Below are 18,725 nucleotides of genomic sequence, written 5' to 3'. Positions count from 1 at the left end.
ATTATGCTATTTTTGCCCTACATCGTTGACCGCACGCTTGAGCGTATATTCAGATATTGGGACTTTTAGACCGCGATTGACCACCGCTAGAGCTTCCTTCCAGCTTTTGCCGCCAGCCGCGTGTCCATCGGGAAAATGCGAGAAATACACCCGCGCTGCATCATCTCTCTTTGAGGGTCTACCGACCGCCCGCTTTTTCGCTTGAGGCTTCAAATCGGTTATTGATCCAAACTCGAAATCGAGCGCTTTCGAAAAAATCTCATCAATTTCGATATATCCTAGAAAGCTGCGATACTCTTCATCGTCTGGAAAACCGGGCCAACAAACTACAAAATCTCGCAAGTTGTTCGCGAGTTCTTCAAAACGCCGTGCTGTGACACTCTCGAAACCAAGACCATTTTCAAGATGTGCCTTTGAACTGTTTTTCGGCTTGATCTGCCCTGTATCCGGATCGACGAATGCAAATCTGTCCAACAAAGCTCGCGTATCAAAGCCGTTCTCGTCGTGGAAAGTAAACAAGGATTGAAACTGTGTATCGGATTTCAGGGGCCATACATAGTTGCACACTTCAAGCTGGTCGATGTGACTGAACATTGGCCAGTCAGGTGTAATCCTATTTCCACTCACGCTGGCGACAACTGGTTGAAAATCGGCGCAAAACTTCGACATGAGAAAAGTTGACGTGATGCCAGTGATTAGCCTCGCTTCGGAATCCGACTTGGCAAAGCCAGCCTTGACCAAATAATATTCGGCAGAGTGAACCAACTTAGGCTCGCCATTTACGAGTGTTTTCGGCTCTCCACCCAAGCAGACTAACGACAGAATTTGCTCCGAAGCATCTGACAATTCTGAAAACACTTGAAGCCAAGAATAGTATCCTTCGGGACACCACATCACCCAATCCTCACAACCTTGCCGCCCTTGACCTTACCCGCCACGAAATCCGCCCAATCGCCCATCATGCGCCGCCGCTTTTCGATCATGTCGCCCCGCCGATAGCTGGCCTCGACCGCGTTGCTGATCTTATGGGCCAAGGCAACCTCAGCCATATCACCGGGATAAGCGGTCTTTTCCCCTACCCAATCCCGGAACGTCGAGCGCAGGCCATGCGGCACGGCTGGGCGCTTGGACGTGCGGTCAAGGAACCCGGTGCCGCCTTCGGCAACCTCTGCCTCGTGCATCCGCTTCATTGTGGCCGATAGCGTCATATCGGACAGTTGCCCGCCGCGTGCCGCCGGAAACACAAACGGGTTATCCTTGAGCCGGGGAAGCGCCTCTAGCATATTAACAGCACGGGCAGACAAGGGAACGCGATGTTCCTTACCCATTTTCATGCGCGCGCCGGGGATGATCCAAACCGCCGCTTTCAAGTCGATTTCATCCCAAAGCGCGCCCCGCACCTCTTGCGACCGGGTTGCGGTCAGAGCGGCAAATTCCAGCGCCCGCGCCCCAAAACCTTCGCGCGCCTGCAAAGCCGCAAACCAACGCGGCGCATCCTCCAGCGCCAAGGCGGGGTGATTGCCCTCATTTGCAACCTTGGACGGGGGCGGCAAAAGCTCTTTCAAATTTCCAGCCCAGCGCGCCGGGTTGTCACCTTTCCTATGCCCTGCAACCGTCGCCCAACTCAAAACGGCCTCAATCCGCCCGCGTAGGCGTGACGCAGTTGCGGTCTTTTCCATCCAAAGCGGCTTGAGAACGCGCAAAATGTCTTGGGTCGTTATATCCTGCACCAGCATTCTGCCCAACTCTGGCGTCGCATAGGCGGCCAGCGTGTTTTCCCATTGCTGGCGATGTTTCGCATTCTTGAAGGCGTCGAGCTTGGCGGCAAGCGCCTTGTCCACGGCATCGGCAAAGGTCAGACCACGGCGCTGGGCCACCACCAACGCAGCCTTAGCGGCCTTGCGTTCCTCTACGGGGTCAAGACCGCGTTCGATCTTGTCGCGCGCTTCACGCGCCTTATCGCGGGCTTGCGATAGCGTGACGCCGGGAAAGCCGCCCAATCCAATATCCCGGCGCTTCTCTCCGACCATGGCACGCAACACCCAAGAACGGCCTGCATTCGGGGAAACCTGCAAATGCAGACCGGGAACGCCGCCAACCGGAAAAAGCATATTACGTTTGCCGCCCGGATGGGCCAGACGCTTCACGTCCAACGCGGTCAACTCCCTTGCAATCCTAGGCATTTTCCTGATCCCTCATAAAACCCCACAAAAAAAGTGTAATTGAAGGCGTAAAATTGCACAAGATTGCAAACATATTTTGGGATTTTTTCGCGTTTAATTTTTTACTTTCAACATATTAGTGCATAGCTGTGCAAATTATTGACTTATAACTAGGGGGGCCTGAGCTTCCGCCAAAAACCCCTGATTTCAAAGAGTTAAGTAAAGCCTTCAGGCGCTCTCCTCCTTTGAAGCCCCAAACCACAAAAATGATCGGATAAATCCATCTTTTCTGATTGGTGGCAAAACTTGAGTTAAGCTGGGAGACGCGGCTTTACGCGACATCCCTCACGCTAGAGGCATCTGGCGAGGGCATAGTCATGTCTGGGAGATTTGAGGCTCAAAGAACCCACTGCCTCAGATTTGTCCAAAGATTTTCCAGACCGGCCGCGCCGCGCCTCAGCCCTTGCTGCCGAAGGGCCCAAATGGACGTTTGTCGCTCCTCTCACGGTTTGCGGTGCCCAAGCCGTGACTTCAGACGCTTTCTGGCCGTGGTATTTGCGGTGTTATCTCAAAAATGCCTCTATCGGCAACGCGGCACCGGATTCTTGAAACGAAAAATTTCAGTGCGACTGCCACTCTTTTGGCACGACAAAACCCTCTGTTTCGACTTCATGTGTAATGCGCTCTATGTCCTGCGCGAAGAGCTTGGCAAAGAAATCAGGCATAGGGCGCGAAGCACTTTCAGTGAACCGGCGGTTCAGCAGGGGTTGCGGATACTGAAAGGGCGCCACACCAAGAAACTCTTCGATGCGCGCCAGAGTACCGCGCTGGTCGGCATGAAGATCTTCATAGAACATTACCATGCGTTCCTGCTCTTTGAGGCCAGATTTCATGCGCCGTAGAACCGCCCCGTACTCCGCGTTGTCCCATATATGCGGTAAACGCACGAAGGTCTCGTAATCGCCGGCGGTCCACTCATCAAGCAGGTGCAGTTTGCCGGTCAGTTGAAGATGAAACTTGGTGTGGCTCCACAGCCGCTTGAGCGGATGCCGCATCGTATAAAGAACGCGCAGCCGCTCGCAGTCGGCAGAAATCCTAGGCCATGCCGCCTCGGGCACAAAGGCATGAAGATTAGAGAAATCACAGGCCCAGACCTGATGATCCCGCAACTGGAACAGATTGCGATACCAGAAATCATCCAATGGGCTGTTCAGATAGTTCGACACCCAATGCAAATTCGCGCGGATGCGGTCGATATTCGCCTTTTCTGGATCGTAGCGGAACAGGTAGCGATCCTTGGCGTCCTTGAGCCGTCGCTTTTCGTTCAGGTAACTGTTGTCCACATACCTATGATAAAAATAATGCAGTTCCTTTTCGGGCGTGAAATGAAGCTCTGGGTGACGCTCCAAGACTGCATAGAGCCATGTTGTGCCCGCTTTCATCGCACCGATGCTCAGGAAAAGGTTTGAAAACAACTTGTTATTCATTCTAGAGCAGTCCCGTTTTTCTCGACCCATCACTATCTCGCGTCGCATTTAAGGTAAACAGTGGAATGCTTCCGGTTGAGCGGAAAAATGACGGCATGGGAGGATACTTGCTTACATGACGTTACGTAGATGACAGTTGGATACCACCGGCATCTTGCAGAGGCGCATCGGTTCGGTGTCCGCAGTTGACATTTTTTGACCTGCGCAAGAAGGTGAGAGCGTGCGTAAGATCGAATGAAACTGCGCGTCAAGCAGTCGGTCATTCGGAGGGAACACCTTGCAACAATCCGATCTTTTCGGTCTCTGCACGATCTGTGGTCACGTCGGCACTATGCTTCGCGGCGATCAGCGGTCTGTGCGGGAATCCTATGCCTGTTCGAACTGTCGCTTTACGTTGCGCTGGCGAGACCAGGCTGGAGTCATCGTAGATGAGTTCGGTCGCGGACAGGCGATTTCTCTTGATCAACTTGTCGAGCGCGGCCTGCTGAATGACATATCGATCTATGAACCGGCGCTGCGGGGGCCGTTCGTTGCACGCCTCAAAGGCTTGCAAAACTACGTCCGGTCCTATTTCCGCCCCGATGAGCCGCTTGGAGACGTCTCTTCGGACGGCGTGCGCAACGAAGATTTGACCCGGCTGACTTTCCAAGACAACAGCTTTGATCTGATCATCACCAGCGATGTGATGGAACATCTTCCCGATATCGAGAAAGCCTTTGCCGAGACGCTGCGTGTGCTTCGGCCCGGTGGCCTCCATGTCTTCTCTATCCCGAATGACTATCCGCTACCGGATCGCACCGAGACACGGGCGCGACTGGAGCAGGGAACGTTGGTTCATTTCAAACCCGAGCGCTATCATAACGCTGGGGATGGGACAAAATGCTTGGTGTTCACCGACTACGGGAGCGATCTGTCGGAGATCATCCGCTCTTTGGGGGGCATCTGGCCGTGGTGAGACGCAGCGGCGTGCAGGAGCCCTGTTACACCAATGCGACATTCGTGATGCGCAAAGTCGCATCGCCAGAGATGCGGAGCGTTCACAGTGCCGTGCAACCGCCTGTGCAGGAGCGTGCCAAGGATCTGGAATGTCCGATTTGCAAGGGCTCCGAGTACGAAGACTTCAACGGTCGCCAGAACGCGCGGTGCTCGACACGCAGAGCCGTAGAGCGCAACCGGCTGATGTGGATGATTTTGGATCGGCTGGGCGGATTTGAACCGGGCAAGCGAGTGCTGCAGTTGGCACCGGAACCAAGCCTTGCGCGAAAGTTCAGCGAATTGTCCGGCGATGCCTACCACGGGGCCGAGGTGAACGCGGAACGTTTCCAGAAAAGCCAAAACAAAAGCATCCGCATGTTGGATTTATGCACGGACCTCGCGGCGATCCCGGATGCCAGTTATGATGTGATCCTTCACAACCATGTTCTGGAGCATGTCCCGTGCGACGTGCGCGAAGTCTTGCGTCAGTTGGACCGGATATTGGCACCGGGCGGGCTGCATTTCCTGTCTGTCCCGATCCGTGGCGAGAAGACTGACGAAGATCTATCGCCTGATCTGACGGATGCTGAGCGCCTGGCACGCTTTGGCGAAAAGGATCACATGCGCATTTTCGGGTCAAGCGATCTGAGGGATTTGCTGCAAGAGGTTTGGGGAACAGGCCCACATCTGATCGAGCCAATTGAGATCTTTGACCGCGACGACCTGCGGCGCGCAGCGATCCCCACGGCGGCGCGTCAAGGCGCGTCGGGGCATAGCGTATTCCACTATTGCAAGGGGGCGCATCCGCCTGCGGTGGTCTTGGCTGAAGCCCGATCCAAGAGCGCGCCAAAACCTGAGAGGACCATCGCACCGGGGGCTTCGGCGGCGGTTCGGACTGTGCGCAACGAGGTGGATGCTAGCTATCCTGCGGAAGACGCGCCACCGGGGTCGCAGATCATGTTGGGATTAGAGGCGCTGAGACGCGACAATCCATGGCCGGATTTCCCATGGGAAGACCACGCACCCTTCAAGCTGGCGCTGGACGCGAATGGCGATGGGGGACGCGACATCGTGTTGCGTGAGATCGTCGCAAAGGACGTGCGTCTCATGGTTGAGGTGGGCTGTTTCTTGGGGGGATCGGCGCTGCACTGGCTGACGGCAAATCCTGATCTAAACTTGATTGGCGTTGATCCTTGGGATGGCAACTGGGCGGATTACGTTTTGGGGATGGCACATCATCCGTCGATGTCGCTCCATGTTGAACATCTGTCAGATACCGAAGTGAAACGCATCGCCCGCCTCTTGTCCGACTATGGGAATTTTGCTGTCGCCCTGAACAATCTGCGGGACTTCAGGCATCGCTTCTATCCGGTTCGTCGGTTCTCGCCTGAGGCGCTCTATTACCTGAGGCGCCGGGAAATTCCGGTGGACATGATCTATATCGACGCGTTCAAGCATCGGGCCGATCTTGATGCGGCTTATGCGCTCTATCCCGATGCGATCTTGTGTGGTGATGACTGGCTCTGGCCGGACGAATCCGGATGCTTTGTGATGCAGGAGGCAATCAAAGAGTTCGCACGCGACCATGGGTTCGAGATCGAGGCAAAACGGCAAACCTGGGTGCTGCACAAGTAAAGAGGGCCTAGACGCGGCAGGGACAAGCGAAGGCGTCACGAGCCTTGGATGCAGTAATGGCCGGTGTCGCGAAGCGTTATGGCGAGGATCGTATGATCGGTCGTGGCAGGCCCGTTGAGTATGACAATGGATCGGGCGCGAATTGCGTCACACGGCACTGCAACGGGTGTTCGACCACGTCTTTGAATTCCAAAGCAAATGTGTTGGGGCAAGCTTCGTGTGGTTTGACGCCTTGGCACTGGAACGCGGGCTGGTTCTGCCCTGTGCGGCGCGAAAGGGGGGCGGGTTACACGACCTCTCTCCCCAGTCGTGATCTGATCGGCGTCTGGCCCAATTGATTGCAAGACCGGGATAATTCGGGGATACTTAGGCCAACCCACATCTGGCCCGTAACGAAATAACGCAGGTGATTCATGCCCAGCCGAACACCTCTGATCCAACCCGCTGACAAGGGCGTGATCCGCGGCGGGATTGCGGCATATATCACCACAGTGATCAAGGTGCCGGATCCCGTTTCGACGAAGGACCGTTTCGATGTCTACGGGCTTGATACCACCGAAACCACAAACATCTGCGCCCAGAAGAACGAGCAGTTCGCCATTCAAGTGAACCCTAATGAGATTTTTGACAATCCGAGCGTCAGGGTCCTTGGCCACCATCTCGCTCATCCGATTGGCGAGAGCCGAGCGACGGCATAGCCATGGGTAACGCTTGCGGCCAAAGACCGCTCGATATCATGATCACCGGCATGTTCGATATGCCGAATTTCGGCGATCTCATGTTCCCCGTGGTTGCCGCGCATGAACTGGGCCGTCGCGGATGTCGCGTGCATGCGATGTCACCGACCGGGGCAGAGACCGGCCTGCGCGAGGCGATGGCATCTCGCGACATTGCCACAGCGTTTGATCCGCTTGCCCCGTGTGATGGCCTACTCATAGGCGGCGGATATATTGTGCATACCCATCGCATGGACCCGCTCAAAGAGTATCGCGAGGGTGGGATCGGCGCTGCGATTGGCCCCTTGACCTGGCTCGGGGCCACGTTGGCGGCGGCGTTGCGGGATGTGCCTGTAGCGTGGAATGCCCCTGGCGTTCCGCACCCTCTTCGGCCCGGACTAAAGCCGCTCGCGGCGGCGGCCTTTGACTGTGCCGATTACCTTGCACTCCGGGATGCCGGTTCGATCCGGATGGTGGGCCTGTCAGAGCATCCAGAGGTCGAGATCGTTCCAGATACGATTCTCGGCCTTGAAACAGTCTGGCCAAAAGCAGAACTGGCCCAAGATTTTGCCCGGGTCTGCGCCACTCTGGGCGTGACACGGACAGACCGGGTGCTGGCGACGCATGTTCGGCGCAGATCGCTTGGGGAGGCATCGCTGTGCGACCTCGCCGAAGGTCTGGCGCAGATGTGCACGCGCCTTGACGTATCGCCGATTGTGATCGGGCTTGGCACAGCGCATGCCGACGACCGGATGGCGCGCGAACTGACGGCAGCACTTGTTGCGCGGGGGGTGGCCGCCGCAGCCCTTGACCGGCCGCGCGGGCTCCGGGATATCGCAGCACTTCTTGCGCATGCGCGTGCCTATGCCGGGTCATCGCTACACGGCTATATCACCGCCGCTGCGTATGGTGTGCCTGGGCTTTTGGTGGCGCGCCCGGCCTACCGAAAGTTCGACGGCCTTGTCAGACATCTGGGGCGTAGTTGCGACCTGATGAAGGATTGGCCAGAGGCGCTTGCCGCGCTGGAACAGGCTGTGCAAGGCCCATCACAGCCCATACCGCCCGGTGTGCTCGCCAGACTTGATCGCCATTGGGACAGAGTTGCCGAGACATTTCGGGCCGGACCAGACGCGAAACGGCGTGAGCGGCTCGCGTTCGCAGCGCTCGCCTTTCGTGAAGGTCTGAGGCAAGATGGGTTGAACTGGGCGATGACGCCTTTCAGCACGCCGCAGGACCGCAAAGCCGCCCTGACGGGGCAGGACATACACGAAACGGAGCCATTCTAACCCATGCCCTCGACGGATGCCTATTCCTCACAACGCCATGCGCTTACCCCCGAATCCTGCGGCTCTTTCGGGCATGATGGCGTGCTCTGTCCTCTCGACGTCATGTCGGAAGAGGAGGCCGCGACGATACGCGCGCATATCGAGGCACAGGAGGCGCAATCGCATGGACGCCTCTCGGGATTGACACGGGTCAAGCCGCATTTGCTTCTGCCGTTTCTTTGGGACATTGTGCATGATCCGCGGATCGTCGGCCCCGTTTCAAGCCTGCTGGGGCCTGACATTTATTGCATTGGATCAAGCATTATCGACAAGCCGGCGGGATCTGACGGGTATGTGGCCTGGCATCAGGACGCAACCTTTTGGGGACTGAGCGACGCAATTGGTGCGACCGCCTGGTTGGCGCTGAGTGCTACCAATTCCGAGTCGGGCTGCATGGAGGTGATCCCGGGCACACACACGCGGCAATTGGCGCATCTGGATACGCAGGATGCCCGCAACATGCTGGGTGCGCGCGAGGCAGTACGGCAGGAAATCGACCGCTCTCTTGCGCGCGCACTGGTGCTTCGACCGGGTCAAATGTCTTTGCATCATCCGCTCGTCTTGCACGGGTCTGGGCGCAATCTTTCGTCGGATCGACGGCTTGGGTTCGTTATCCGCTATGTACCAGCCACCATCAGCCAAGATGGGGCCACCGTAACACTGGTGAGCGGGCGCAATATATCGGGGATGCCGCTAGAAACCGCACCAGAGGGCGCGCTGAGCGCTGACGCGCTGGCGCGGCATGCGGATGTCATCCGCCAGGCCGGGCGGGTGATCCGCCGCGCGAAAGAGGCCCATCTTAGGCAGGTTGATCCATCACCGGAGACTGGGACATGACCGAAGATATCATGCAGAGCTACGCGAGGGACGGCTATGTCTCGGCTGTCCCGGTGATGACCGAGGCGGAGGCGGCAGAGCTTGTCGCAAAGTTCGAGCAGGTGGAAGAGCGGCTCGGGCCAAGTATTTTCAAACTGCTGAACGTCAAAGGGCATCTGCTCTTTCCGTTTCTTTGGGATGTTGTGCAAGATGCGCGGATCGTTGCGCGCGTTGCCGAAATCCTGGGGCCTGATGTGCTGTGTTGGGGATCGAGTTTCTTTTGCAAGCAAGCGGGCTCTGCCGATGTGGTGCCGTGGCATCAGGATGGAACCTGCTGGGGGCTGAATGCGCCAAGGGGGTTGACCGCGTGGCTTGCTCTTACGCCAAGCACGCCGGAAACCGGGTGTTTACGTGTCATACCAGAGAGCCATACCGCGGCGGTGCCCCATGCCGTCCGAAATGCCGCGTCCTCTATGCTGCCATTGGGCGAAGAAGTGCGAGAGCCAGTAGACGAGACGCGCGCAGTGGATTGCGTGCTCAGACCCGGAGAAATGTCGCTCCACCATGTGATGCTGGTGCATGGCTCAGCGACGAACCGCGCAACCACGGGCCGCAGAATTGGGTTTGCCATCCGGTATATCGCCGGGGATGTGGCGCAGCGTGGCACGGCCAAGGGCTATGCGACAATGGTCCGTGGTCAGGATCACGGCACCTATTTGCTCGAGGCAAAGCCCAAGATCGATCTGGAGCCAGAGGCCCTCAGGAGACACCGCGACATCCTGCGCCATTCCGCCGGGATTGTGATGCGCGAGGCGGCGACCTTGGACGCGGACCCGCGGTAGGGAGGGTCGACCCTCGCTTTGGAGTTGAGCCGTTGGGGGGATGCCATCTTTCCGCGATGCGCGCGGGGCCAATCAGACTTTGGACCAACCATAGTCCATCGTGGCGGTTGTGGCGTCGTAAACCCAACCGCGCGCGCGCTGCTTGCGCGGGGGATGGCCGCGCAGAGCGACGTAGGCGCGTGTGGCCTTTTTGACCATCTCAACCGCCCGCATCTCGTCCGAGGTCGACGTGCCGCCGTGAAACTGGTGAAAGGTAGCCACGCCCGACATGCGGATGAACTGGGTGCCCGGGTGTCTTAGGGCGCGGTCGAGCATATCCGGATTGCACATCCCACCGCCGGCCTCGACAAAGGCAGGGTCATAGCCGCTCAACGCAGCCCAGGTATCGCGATGCAGGAACAAGGCGTTTGATTCCAGCATGGGCGCTGTTGGCGAGGGCTCTTCCGGCCAAGACACAGCGAACAGATCGGCCGAGGGCTCTGGCCAGCCAGCCGCCGCAAGCAGCGCATCTTCTGCTGCGCGATCATATCCTTGTAGCGCGGCGGTGGCTTGGCGGTCTGATCCGAATTGCCGATTGGGGATGGCGATGACCGGCGCCTGATGGGCCTTGGCGGCGCGGGCGACACTGGCCAGTAGATTAGGCGAGGCCATGCGAGCGCCGTCGATCCAGGCACCGATGATCTGCCCACGCGCAAGCGCAAGCGCCTCATTCATGGCACCCACGGGCGAGGGCGCGGGGAGGCGGGCCGTGAGGATGCGCGGCGCGGGCTTCATCTTGGGGGAGAGGGGAAGACGGTCTGAGCCGTTGTCGACAACGATGATCTCCCAGGTCAAGTCATCTGCCCCCTGCTGAAAGGCACGGGACAAAGACCAAAGGGTGCGCGGCAGTTCCCGCTCCATGTTCCAGCAGGTGATGGCTATGGAGATGTCTGGGGTCGATAAATCTGTCACTTTGGCCGGGAAAACTTTACTCATATCCTTGATCGATTCCCCTGCCCCATCTTGTCCAGAGCCTTTCATGCCCTCACCTGTCCCCCCAACGCAAGATGCTCCGCGGTTGGCCGCCCCGCCTGCGCTGGACCCCAACGCCGATCCGTTGCTGGTTGGGCTGCCAAAACAGCGCGGATATGGGCAGTGGATCGTCTCGCGGATGTGCGATGTGCGGACCGTTCTGACCGATCCAACCACGACGGTGGATATGCTGACCCCCAAGGCGATGGCGCGGTTTATGTCGCAACAGGGGGTTACACTTGAGCAAACGATGGAAATCGTAAGGATCGTGGCGCGCGCACATCGGGTTCCCAACGACGCAGAAAGACGTGATGCCATTGCAATCACGCGGCTTTTTCAAGGCACGCTTCAGGATCTGGACATGGCGTCCGCGCTTGGGGCTATTGCCTCAGCCGAAGGCCGCACGGTCGATGTGATGGCGGACCTCTTGCGCCCCATACTTGGCGCATGTCGGGCAACGGCGTTGGCCATCGACCCCGAGTTGGGTCAGAGGGTCGAAGACGGGTTGCTGGCGATAATGCTCACGGTCGAGCGGCACGGGCCGAGCGATCTTGCACCTGTTGAACCTCTGGCGCGTGCCGTGATGCAGGACCTGTCAATTTTGGAGAAAACACGCGGCAAGGCGCGTGAAATGCCGATCACGCATTGGATTTTTCCTGCGTTTCTGGCGCTTTTGCCGATCACCTACACAAGCGTGTCGATGCTGGCCCATTTGGCGGAGACCCCAGAGCTTCAGGAGACATTGCGCGCGCGGCCCGAGCTGCGCCCCGGCTATATCCGAGAGGTGGAGCGGCTGATGACTTCAATCCGATATGGAACACGGCAAATCGGAGCGACGGGGTTGAACCTTGGCGATGTCTGGCTACCGCCGCGCAGTCTTGTGGTGCTGGATTTTTCCGCTGCGAACCGGGACCCTGCGCTCTGGCAAGAGCCTGACACCTGCCTGTTGGATCGGCCCCGTCAACCAACGGCCACGTTTTCTCTTGGCCCACTGGCGTGTGTTGGGGGGCAGGCAAGTCGTCAGTTCCTGTCTCTGCTTCTGGATGCGGTGATGCAACGTGTTCGAGTGTCTCTGCCGCAGCCCGGAGCCGAGCCTGATCGGCTGGTAACGCAGTGGTCGATTACACGGGGATATCGCCTGTGTCGGCTCTGCCTGTCGACCCTATGAAAGCGGCTAAAGCCGTTGATTTTTCGCAGATTAGCATTCTGTGCCGCCCCGGTTTGAGCAACCGCTTTACACGGATCCAGACATCTTGGAGCGCAGGCGCTGGTCAACCTCTGACCAGATTGTGTCCATGCGGTTTTGCCAAGACAGGGATGCTCTCAGATCGGGGGGCAAGAACCGCCGCCCCTGTTTTGCCACCCTGACCAACGCCGCCTCGATTGCGGTCACAAAGCCATCGGCACCTTCTGCGATGGTCAGATCGTCGCGCAGATCATCAAGATTGGCAATGTCCGTCGCGACAACAGGCAAGCCAAGCGCCCGATAGACATAGACCTTGAGCGGATTCATCCGATCCGACAGGTCAGAGCGCTCGTGCGGAACAATTGCCACGTCGAAACCCGCAATGCAGGCCCGTGCCTGATCGTAAGGGCGAATGCCAAGCAGATGAACATTCGGCAAGGCGGTCATCCGTTCCCGGTGTGCAGGGCGGGACAGCTTGCCGATCAGAACGATTTGCCACTGCGGTCTTGCCTGCGCCAGTGCCTCGACCAGCTCAAAATCAAAGCGGTCGTCCATATTGCCGCAATAGCCGATCACCGGGCCACCCAGACGGGTGATTTCGGGGGCGGCAACGGGCATTTCGGCGCGCATGTCGATGCCATTGGGCACGAGCAGAGGCGCAAGCGACTCTTGTTTCAGGGCCTCTTGCATGGCAGCGCAGTTCGTGATCGCGACATCCACGGTCTGCGCCATGAAGCGATAGTTTTGTTCAATTTTCCGGCGCCGCTGCTCGGACATGGGCCAGCAGCGTTGGTCGTCGATATAATCACCGATGACAAAGGGAAAACGGAGCCGTTGCTGAACCTGTTCGAATCCCTGAACCACCGGACAGACCCACGCGATACAATTGGTGCGCATGTCGAGATCGTCCATCCAAGCCTCGACCGCGTTTGGGAAGCTTTCATGGCTGTGAACCGGGCGGCCCAGCATGGTCTGACCCGGAGTTCCGATTAAAAAGCTGCGACGGTGAATATTGCCCTCGTCGGCCAGACCCGTCATCCGGGCCAAAGTGGTCGCGGCGATGATCGGCCCTTCGGCATTGACGGGCGCACGCATCGGGTTTGTGTGAACCCGGAAGTCCGTCACAGGAAAGGGAGCGTCGATGTGCAGAATGCGCCCGACTTCCGGCCTGAGCGAGAGTTCGTGCAACAGCATGTCTTGCCGACGTCCATAAAGACCTGAATCATTCTGTTTCCAGAAGAAAACCACGTTGATCGGTTGGTCAGGGTCCACCAGAGGCGCAGGCGCGGTTGCATGGGCCAGCCATGGTGCAGTGAGAGTGCCAATATCTGACGAGAGCACCCCAGGCATTTCGCGGCGCAGAAACGACAACAGGCCGGGCATGTCCGGGTAGACGCGCGGCGGGGCCGCATGCGCCGCCGCAATCGCCTGCAACGCTCTTGGACGGTTCGCCTCATAGGACATCTCGTTGGCAAAGAACGGGTGTGCGTGACCTGATTGCCGATCAGCCGCAAGCGCGGCCTCAAGGCGATGGACCAAAATGTCGCCCTTGCGGATCGCCATGGCGGCGCCCGAGGCGATCACATCGGCAACGGGGCCTGCCTCGGTCACAAGAACCGGGGTCCCGACGGCAATGGCGTCAGTCAGCTTGGCAGGTGTCTGGCTTTGGGTGATCGGGCTATCGTGATCCTGCAAGAGCACCACCACATCCGCCACGGCATTTAGGTCCAGCACGCGCGAGAAGGGTTGCGCACCAATCCGGCGCAGTTTGAGGCCTGGTATGGCGGAGAGTTCGCGTTCCATGTCCGGGTCTGCCACCGAACCAACGATGCAGAGTTCCACATCCGGGCGGTTCAAGGCGACAACAGCATGTGCCAGTTCAACAAGGCCCTTGTGCCTCCGGGGGGTTCCAAGGAACAACACCACCCGATCCGAGGGCGTATAGCCAAGCTCCGAGCGCGTGGCGTCTCGACGTGCCATGGCGTTTTGCGCGGCGATTCGAGAGCGGCCGTGGCGAACCAATGTGGCGGTATTGCGGGACGCAAGGACCGGGTTGCAAGAGGTGACGGCATCAACAAATGGCAGAATGCCCATCCCAAGTTCTGTCCAGGTTCGACCATGCGGGCGATCCCAATCTTGCGGATTGAACTCTGCTAGGAAACTGTTGAAATCGCGTGGCGCAGACCCTTTGACAAAAGCCAATTCATCATCGTCTAGGTCGCAAATAATGCGGGCACCAAGGATTTCCCGGTATAGCAGGCCGATGAGAAGCCCCGGAAAGCGGGGTTTCGACACCCAGACCGTTGCTGCGGGCCAGGTCTTGACCAGCTTCAGGGCACCTTCGAGGAAGTGGCGAAAATGAGGAGCGCGCCAGCCTGCGATCGGCACGCGGCGATCTGCTTCGGCCAGTGGCGACCATAGGGCATCCCCATAGGTGGGGAAGAGGGGCCCGGCCATGGCGGTGGGCCGGGTGTCGCAGATGGTTTCGGCCATGGTGATGCCGCGCCCGGCAACATTATGGCCAAGGTCCCATGACACGACGAGCACCCGGTCTTGTGGAGCGACCTCAAGAAAGGTCGACGGGCCGGACGCTGGCCATATTTCGATCTCGACCGGCGCATTCCAGCTAAACTCACGGGCGTGCTCGGCCACGGCCTCATCCAAGCGCGTCTTGATCGCTGCCTTATCGGGCATCCGGGTCTGTGCCTCGCGGTAGAGCGCGATTGCACGGGCATAATCAAGCCGCGCCATGGCCAGATCACCTTCGACCATGGGGGTCCACTGAAAATCCGGAAAGCGCTCGCGCAGAACACTCAGATACGCTTGCGCCTTGTCCAACTGCCCCATGCGGGTCGAGAGCCCTGCAAGACGGATCAGCACGGTGCTGTGCGGTGGATGGAGTTGGGCGGCAGTGTCAAAGACGGCCATCGCCTCGACAAAGCGTTCCGCCTTGAACAGCGCCTCTGCGTCCTGAACCAGTGTCGCCAGCCGGGGGGCGGATTGGTGGTCAAATCCCACATTTGCAATGTGGTCAGTCATCTAAGGCAGGGCTCCTGTCGCATTTGGACGAGTTGAACCCACACTAAGACGCATCTGTGTCCGGGCCCCGCTCTTGCCAACACACTGATGTTCCGGCAAAAGAATGGCAAGTCGAATATCCGGATGCCGCCCATAAGCCTGAGCGCACGCCGCGCCCGGTCGCGCCACTTGGAGGTGGAACATGCCCAAAGAGCGCCCGCTTCGTCTTGCGATTTTTGGCACGTTTGATGTCGAGAACTACGGTGACCTGCTGTTCCCTTTGATCGCCAAGCAGCGTCTTGGGCCTTTGGGTGTCGAAGTGGTTGCAATCTCTCCAACCGCCCATGCGACCCGCTACCGCGATGCCGTCTTGCCTCTCTCCTACCCGGAGTTTGTCCGAGATGTCGACAGCTTTGATGCCGTCCTGATCGGGGGCGGGAACATTGTGCATACCAAGGATTTCGAGTTGCCGGATTATTCGGCGACAGCCTATGCCGCGTTGTGGATCGGCGCCACCGCGCAGGCGGTGCGGCAGGGGTTGCCCGTCATTTGGAACGGGCCAGGCGTGTTGCAGCAGAGGGTGGACCGGCAGGCGCCTGAGTGGTTGCAGCGGACGGTGGATGCTGCAGACCGCTTTGTGGTGCGCGACAACGATAGTGCCAAAGGACTGGAATTGTGGTCAGGTCGAAGGCCGTCTGTGATCCCCGATACGGCCCTGGACCTTGCGCGCCTGTGGCCGCTTGCGTTGGTGAAAGACAGGTTCCGCGATATCCGCGCCAGTCTTGGGATACCTGACGAGAAGAGGGTTGTGGCACTCCACGTCAAGGCGCGCAGTCTGGCAGGTGTCGACATCCCGAGCTTTGCAAACGCCCTTGAGGGCGCGCTGCGCAGGACAGGCACGGTTGCGGTACTGGTCGCGCTCGGAAGATGCCACGGTGACCACGCGATTGCGGAGGAGATCCGCCGGCTGAAGCCTGATTGCACCTTTTCCATCACCGATACCGAGCATCTGATTGATATGGCGGCGGTCATCGCGGGCTCCGACGCCTATCTCGGCAGTTCGCTGCATGGCCATATCACCGCTGCAGCTTACGGGGTGGCATCAAAGCTCGTGGCGGTGCCCCTGCTCCACAAGTTTATGGGGCAAGCCGTACAAATGAACCGCGCGCAGGATATTGCCACCAGTTGGGCCGAGGCGCTCGACGCTCTGCCCAGCCTCTTGGCGAGTGATCCGCCGTGCTTGCCGGATGCCATTGCCGTGCAGCTTGATTCTCATTGGCAAGATGTGGCCAAACTCCTAACTTCTGGGCGCAAACATGTCCGATGTGCGGACGTCTTCTCTGGTGCTGATCCGGACGCCGCACTCGTTCGCGCGATCCGCGAGGAAAACATGCAGGCACGCGGCAGAGCTTCGACATCAAACCCGACCACGACACCCCCGGCGAAAAAAGGAAACTTCATGACCGAGACTTCGCAGACCCAATGGGACAGCGCCGCCGTCAATCAAATGATCTTGGGGGGAGATCTGGACGGGGCCTCTCGCCAGATTGATGCCACCCTCGACCAACAGCCTGATTTTCTGCCCGCGCGACTGGCAGAGGTGCGATATGCGCTGGCCAAGGGCGATGCGGCGCAGGCGGTCACGCTTGCATCTGCTCTCTCAGAGGCACGACCCGAGAATCCTTGGGTCCTGATGTCTCATCTGCAAAGCCTCTGTAAGGCTGCACAGCATGATGCGGCCTGCACGCTCTTTCTGACCCGGTTGGCAGAGATCGAGATTGACGAGCCGATGATGACCACAGCGCTGAATACGCTCTTGGGCTCTGTGCCGCAAAAAAAACAGGTCACGTTTCTGAAATCGGTTCATGACTTGAAACCTGAGAGTTCCGTGGTGCAACTTCGGCTTGCGATGCGTGCCCATGTCAGCGGGGATACAGCCCTGACCATCGACATGCTCGAACGGGCGGAACGCGCCGGGCCGCTTCCAGCCTATGCCGCACGCATTAAAAGCCAGGTATTGCCACTCGTCGGCACGATGGATGCGGCGACCGATGCGGTGTTGTCGCTTTGGGAGGCGGGCGCGGAGGATGTTGAAACGCTCTGCCGTCTGTGTCGGTTTGCGGCGGCGGCAGGCCGCTTTGATCTGTCGCTCACGGTGTTGCGGAGGACGCTCGACCTGCATCCGCTCGAGTGGCGGTCTTTGTATCGGCTCAACCGGATTTTCCTCGATCATTCCGAGGATCGCGCGATTTTTGAGACCCTCGCGCAGATCGACGCCACGGCGCAGACCGGTGCCAACTGGCGATTGCAGTTCGCGTTGTTCAGCTTGCGCGTGGGTCAGGACGAGCATGGCCGGGCCGTGCTGGCAAGTTTGACGGATCATCCTGCCACCGGGCCGACAGCACGCAGCCTGTTGGCCGCTATATCAGCGCTCGGCTCGGCGGTCCCGCGTCCAGAAGTGACGCAGGATGCGGATGTTCGCATCGTCAAGAAAGCTGGCGCGCGCGGCACAATCCTTGTCTTTGGGGGGTTCCTCGGGGGGCTAAGCCACCTGAGTGATCGGCATCTCGACCTTCTTTTATCTGAGATCCCCGCAAATGTGATCTACCTGCGCGATCCATATGGACGGGTCTATTTGAACGGACTCCCTGAATTTGGTCAGACCGAAGCTGAGATGCAGTCTGGTTTGGCCCGACGTGTGGCAGAGCTTGGCGGCGGAAAGGTTTTGACCATCGGGGGGTCAGCGGCGGGATATGCTGCGCTTCGCACCGGGTTGGCGATCGGTGCAGATGAGGTGATTTCACTGGCTGGCTTTGTGACACCGGCTCTGGCGGACCATGATGAACTGCCGCATGTCCAGCAGGGGTTGGTGGAGCTGTTCAGCGGCGATCTGCAATCCTATGATCTTCGGGGCGCTCTGAACGCAAAACCCGAAACCAAACTGGTTCAGATCATTGGCGGCGATTACGCGCCAGATGTTGCTCGCGCGCAGGCCTTGGCGGGTCTTGGGAACGCTCAGGTCGAGGTCCTTGCAGGGGTCGACACGCATCACGTCGCCCTGCCCGTGATTGCGGACGGGACGCTTAAGCGTCGCTTGCAAGAGTTCTTTTCGTGATCCCTCTCTGGCGTTGCGGGGGTTTTGCCTGATAGGCTTTGGATCAGTTCAACGCCCTTTACCTCTGACACCATGAATTCAAGGACCAGCCCCAGATGCACGCAGCGCGCACGGATTTGAACGCATATCTCCAGACTGGCATTCACAAGGTCGATGGGTGGTGTATCCCCCAACTCTGGCAAAGCATATGGCCGCTGAGACAGGCCATCGGTGCCGGTCCGATTGCAGAGATTGGTGTTTTCGAGGGCAAGTTCTTTATCGGCCTCGCAAAATGCTTTGCCGAGAACCGCCACGATTCTGTAGCAATCGACGTCTTTGACCTCCAGCAATTCAATCTTGACGGGGCTGGGGTTACACCGCGTCCCTAGAAACTACCGCAGATTTGTTTTAAACTTTTTCGCAGAGGAAAATGATCCGCATAATGCATGGGTTCTATT

The 18,725-nt window shown here is 58.7% G+C and carries 14 protein-coding genes; 9 read left to right on the top strand and 5 right to left on the bottom strand.

Annotated elements, in window-relative coordinates:
- Nucleotides 1–6 precede the first annotated feature (6 nt).
- The 3 genes from ACLGGT_RS13285 to ACLGGT_RS13275 form a co-directional block, all read right to left on the bottom strand.
- On the bottom strand, nt 7–894 hold the full coding sequence (locus ACLGGT_RS13285; RefSeq protein WP_437196464.1) for a hypothetical protein: 888 nt from the start codon (nt 892–894) through the stop codon (nt 7–9).
- Nucleotides 894–2,183, bottom strand: coding sequence for a tyrosine-type recombinase/integrase (locus ACLGGT_RS13280; protein ID WP_437196462.1), 1,290 nt, complete (start codon nt 2,181–2,183; stop codon nt 894–896). Before ACLGGT_RS13280 ends, ACLGGT_RS13285 begins: the two co-directional genes overlap by 1 nt.
- A gap of 599 nt (nt 2,184–2,782) precedes the next feature.
- Nucleotides 2,783–3,649: a sulfotransferase gene (locus ACLGGT_RS13275; protein WP_081508071.1), complete on the bottom strand. Its 867-nt coding sequence runs from the start codon at nt 3,647–3,649 to the stop codon at nt 2,783–2,785.
- 277 nt (nt 3,650–3,926) lie between these two features.
- Here ACLGGT_RS13275 and ACLGGT_RS13270 point away from each other — a divergent pair, with 277 nt between their 5' ends.
- The 6 genes from ACLGGT_RS13270 to ACLGGT_RS13245 all read left to right on the top strand — a co-directional run bounded on the left by ACLGGT_RS13270 (nt 3,927) and on the right by ACLGGT_RS13245 (nt 9,958).
- Entirely contained in the window at nt 3,927–4,604 is a 678-nt protein-coding gene (locus ACLGGT_RS13270) for a class I SAM-dependent methyltransferase (protein WP_437196461.1), read from the top strand.
- A complete protein-coding gene (locus ACLGGT_RS13265; RefSeq protein WP_437196459.1) occupies nt 4,598–6,259 on the top strand; it encodes a methyltransferase domain-containing protein in 1,662 nt (553 codons plus the stop codon). Before ACLGGT_RS13270 ends, ACLGGT_RS13265 begins: the two co-directional genes overlap by 7 nt.
- Before the next feature lie 413 nt (nt 6,260–6,672).
- On the top strand, nt 6,673–6,957 hold the full coding sequence (locus ACLGGT_RS13260; RefSeq protein WP_151978876.1) for an acyl carrier protein: 285 nt from the start codon (nt 6,673–6,675) through the stop codon (nt 6,955–6,957).
- 2 nt (nt 6,958–6,959) lie between these two features.
- Nucleotides 6,960–8,261: a polysaccharide pyruvyl transferase family protein gene (locus ACLGGT_RS13255; protein ID WP_151978877.1), complete on the top strand. Its 1,302-nt coding sequence runs from the start codon at nt 6,960–6,962 to the stop codon at nt 8,259–8,261.
- Between the two features lie 3 nt (nt 8,262–8,264).
- The gene (locus ACLGGT_RS13250; protein ID WP_151978878.1) at nt 8,265–9,137 is read left to right on the top strand and encodes a phytanoyl-CoA dioxygenase family protein; all 873 of its coding nucleotides are present in this window, start codon (nt 8,265–8,267) and stop codon (nt 9,135–9,137) included.
- Nucleotides 9,134–9,958 carry a phytanoyl-CoA dioxygenase family protein gene (locus ACLGGT_RS13245; RefSeq protein ID WP_437196456.1) on the top strand — a complete coding sequence of 275 codons (825 nt, stop codon included), beginning with the start codon at nt 9,134–9,136 and terminating at the stop codon, nt 9,956–9,958. Before ACLGGT_RS13250 ends, ACLGGT_RS13245 begins: the two co-directional genes overlap by 4 nt.
- A 72-nt stretch (nt 9,959–10,030) precedes the next feature.
- On the opposite strand, the gene ACLGGT_RS13240 is transcribed toward ACLGGT_RS13245, so the two are convergent.
- The gene (locus ACLGGT_RS13240) at nt 10,031–10,933 is read right to left on the bottom strand and encodes a glycosyltransferase family 2 protein (RefSeq protein WP_437196454.1); all 903 of its coding nucleotides are present in this window, start codon (nt 10,931–10,933) and stop codon (nt 10,031–10,033) included.
- A 43-nt stretch (nt 10,934–10,976) separates the two neighbouring features.
- Here ACLGGT_RS13240 and ACLGGT_RS13235 point away from each other — a divergent pair, with 43 nt between their 5' ends.
- A complete protein-coding gene (locus ACLGGT_RS13235; protein ID WP_219436295.1) occupies nt 10,977–12,137 on the top strand; it encodes a cytochrome P450 in 1,161 nt (386 codons plus the stop codon).
- A 66-nt stretch (nt 12,138–12,203) separates the two neighbouring features.
- On the opposite strand, the gene ACLGGT_RS13230 is transcribed toward ACLGGT_RS13235, so the two are convergent.
- Nucleotides 12,204–15,194 carry a glycosyltransferase gene (locus tag ACLGGT_RS13230; RefSeq protein ID WP_437196452.1) on the bottom strand — a complete coding sequence of 997 codons (2,991 nt, stop codon included), beginning with the start codon at nt 15,192–15,194 and terminating at the stop codon, nt 12,204–12,206.
- A gap of 181 nt (nt 15,195–15,375) precedes the next feature.
- Between ACLGGT_RS13230 and ACLGGT_RS13225 the strand changes: the two genes are divergently transcribed.
- Together ACLGGT_RS13225 and ACLGGT_RS13220 are read left to right on the top strand one after the other, a co-directional pair.
- Nucleotides 15,376–18,288, top strand: a complete 2,913-nt coding sequence (locus ACLGGT_RS13225) for a polysaccharide pyruvyl transferase family protein (protein ID WP_437196450.1) — start codon at nt 15,376–15,378, stop codon at nt 18,286–18,288.
- Nucleotides 18,289–18,383: 95 nt separating this feature from the next.
- The gene (locus ACLGGT_RS13220) at nt 18,384–18,656 is read left to right on the top strand and encodes a hypothetical protein (protein WP_437196448.1); all 273 of its coding nucleotides are present in this window, start codon (nt 18,384–18,386) and stop codon (nt 18,654–18,656) included.
- Nucleotides 18,657–18,725: the final 69 nt, after the last annotated feature.

This window comes from Roseovarius sp. MS2 (assembly GCF_051447875.1).
Lineage (GTDB): Bacteria > Pseudomonadota > Alphaproteobacteria > Rhodobacterales > Rhodobacteraceae > Roseovarius > Roseovarius mucosus_A.
The sequence above is the reverse complement of the archived record's forward strand: the minus strand, read 5'-3'. Positions and strand labels throughout refer to the sequence as shown.

Bases quoted from the DNA above. Each gene is read 5' to 3' on its own strand.
- ACLGGT_RS13285 (WP_437196464.1), bottom strand. From the start codon at position 894: ATGTGGTGTCCCGAAGGATACTATTCTTGGCTTCAAGTGTTTTCAGAA.
- ACLGGT_RS13280 (WP_437196462.1), bottom strand. From the start codon at position 2,183: ATGCCTAGGATTGCAAGGGAGTTGACCGCGTTGGACGTGAAGCGTCTG.
- ACLGGT_RS13275 (WP_081508071.1), bottom strand. From the start codon at position 3,649: ATGAATAACAAGTTGTTTTCAAACCTTTTCCTGAGCATCGGTGCGATG.
- ACLGGT_RS13260 (WP_151978876.1), top strand. From the start codon at position 6,673: ATGCCCAGCCGAACACCTCTGATCCAACCCGCTGACAAGGGCGTGATC.
- ACLGGT_RS13255 (WP_151978877.1), top strand. From the start codon at position 6,960: ATGGGTAACGCTTGCGGCCAAAGACCGCTCGATATCATGATCACCGGC.
- ACLGGT_RS13250 (WP_151978878.1), top strand. From the start codon at position 8,265: ATGCCCTCGACGGATGCCTATTCCTCACAACGCCATGCGCTTACCCCC.
- ACLGGT_RS13245 (WP_437196456.1), top strand. From the start codon at position 9,134: ATGACCGAAGATATCATGCAGAGCTACGCGAGGGACGGCTATGTCTCG.
- ACLGGT_RS13240 (WP_437196454.1), bottom strand. From the start codon at position 10,933: ATGAGTAAAGTTTTCCCGGCCAAAGTGACAGATTTATCGACCCCAGAC.
- ACLGGT_RS13235 (WP_219436295.1), top strand. From the start codon at position 10,977: ATGCCCTCACCTGTCCCCCCAACGCAAGATGCTCCGCGGTTGGCCGCC.
- ACLGGT_RS13230 (WP_437196452.1), bottom strand. From the start codon at position 15,194: ATGACTGACCACATTGCAAATGTGGGATTTGACCACCAATCCGCCCCC.
- ACLGGT_RS13225 (WP_437196450.1), top strand. From the start codon at position 15,376: ATGCCCAAAGAGCGCCCGCTTCGTCTTGCGATTTTTGGCACGTTTGAT.
- ACLGGT_RS13220 (WP_437196448.1), top strand. From the start codon at position 18,384: ATGCACGCAGCGCGCACGGATTTGAACGCATATCTCCAGACTGGCATT.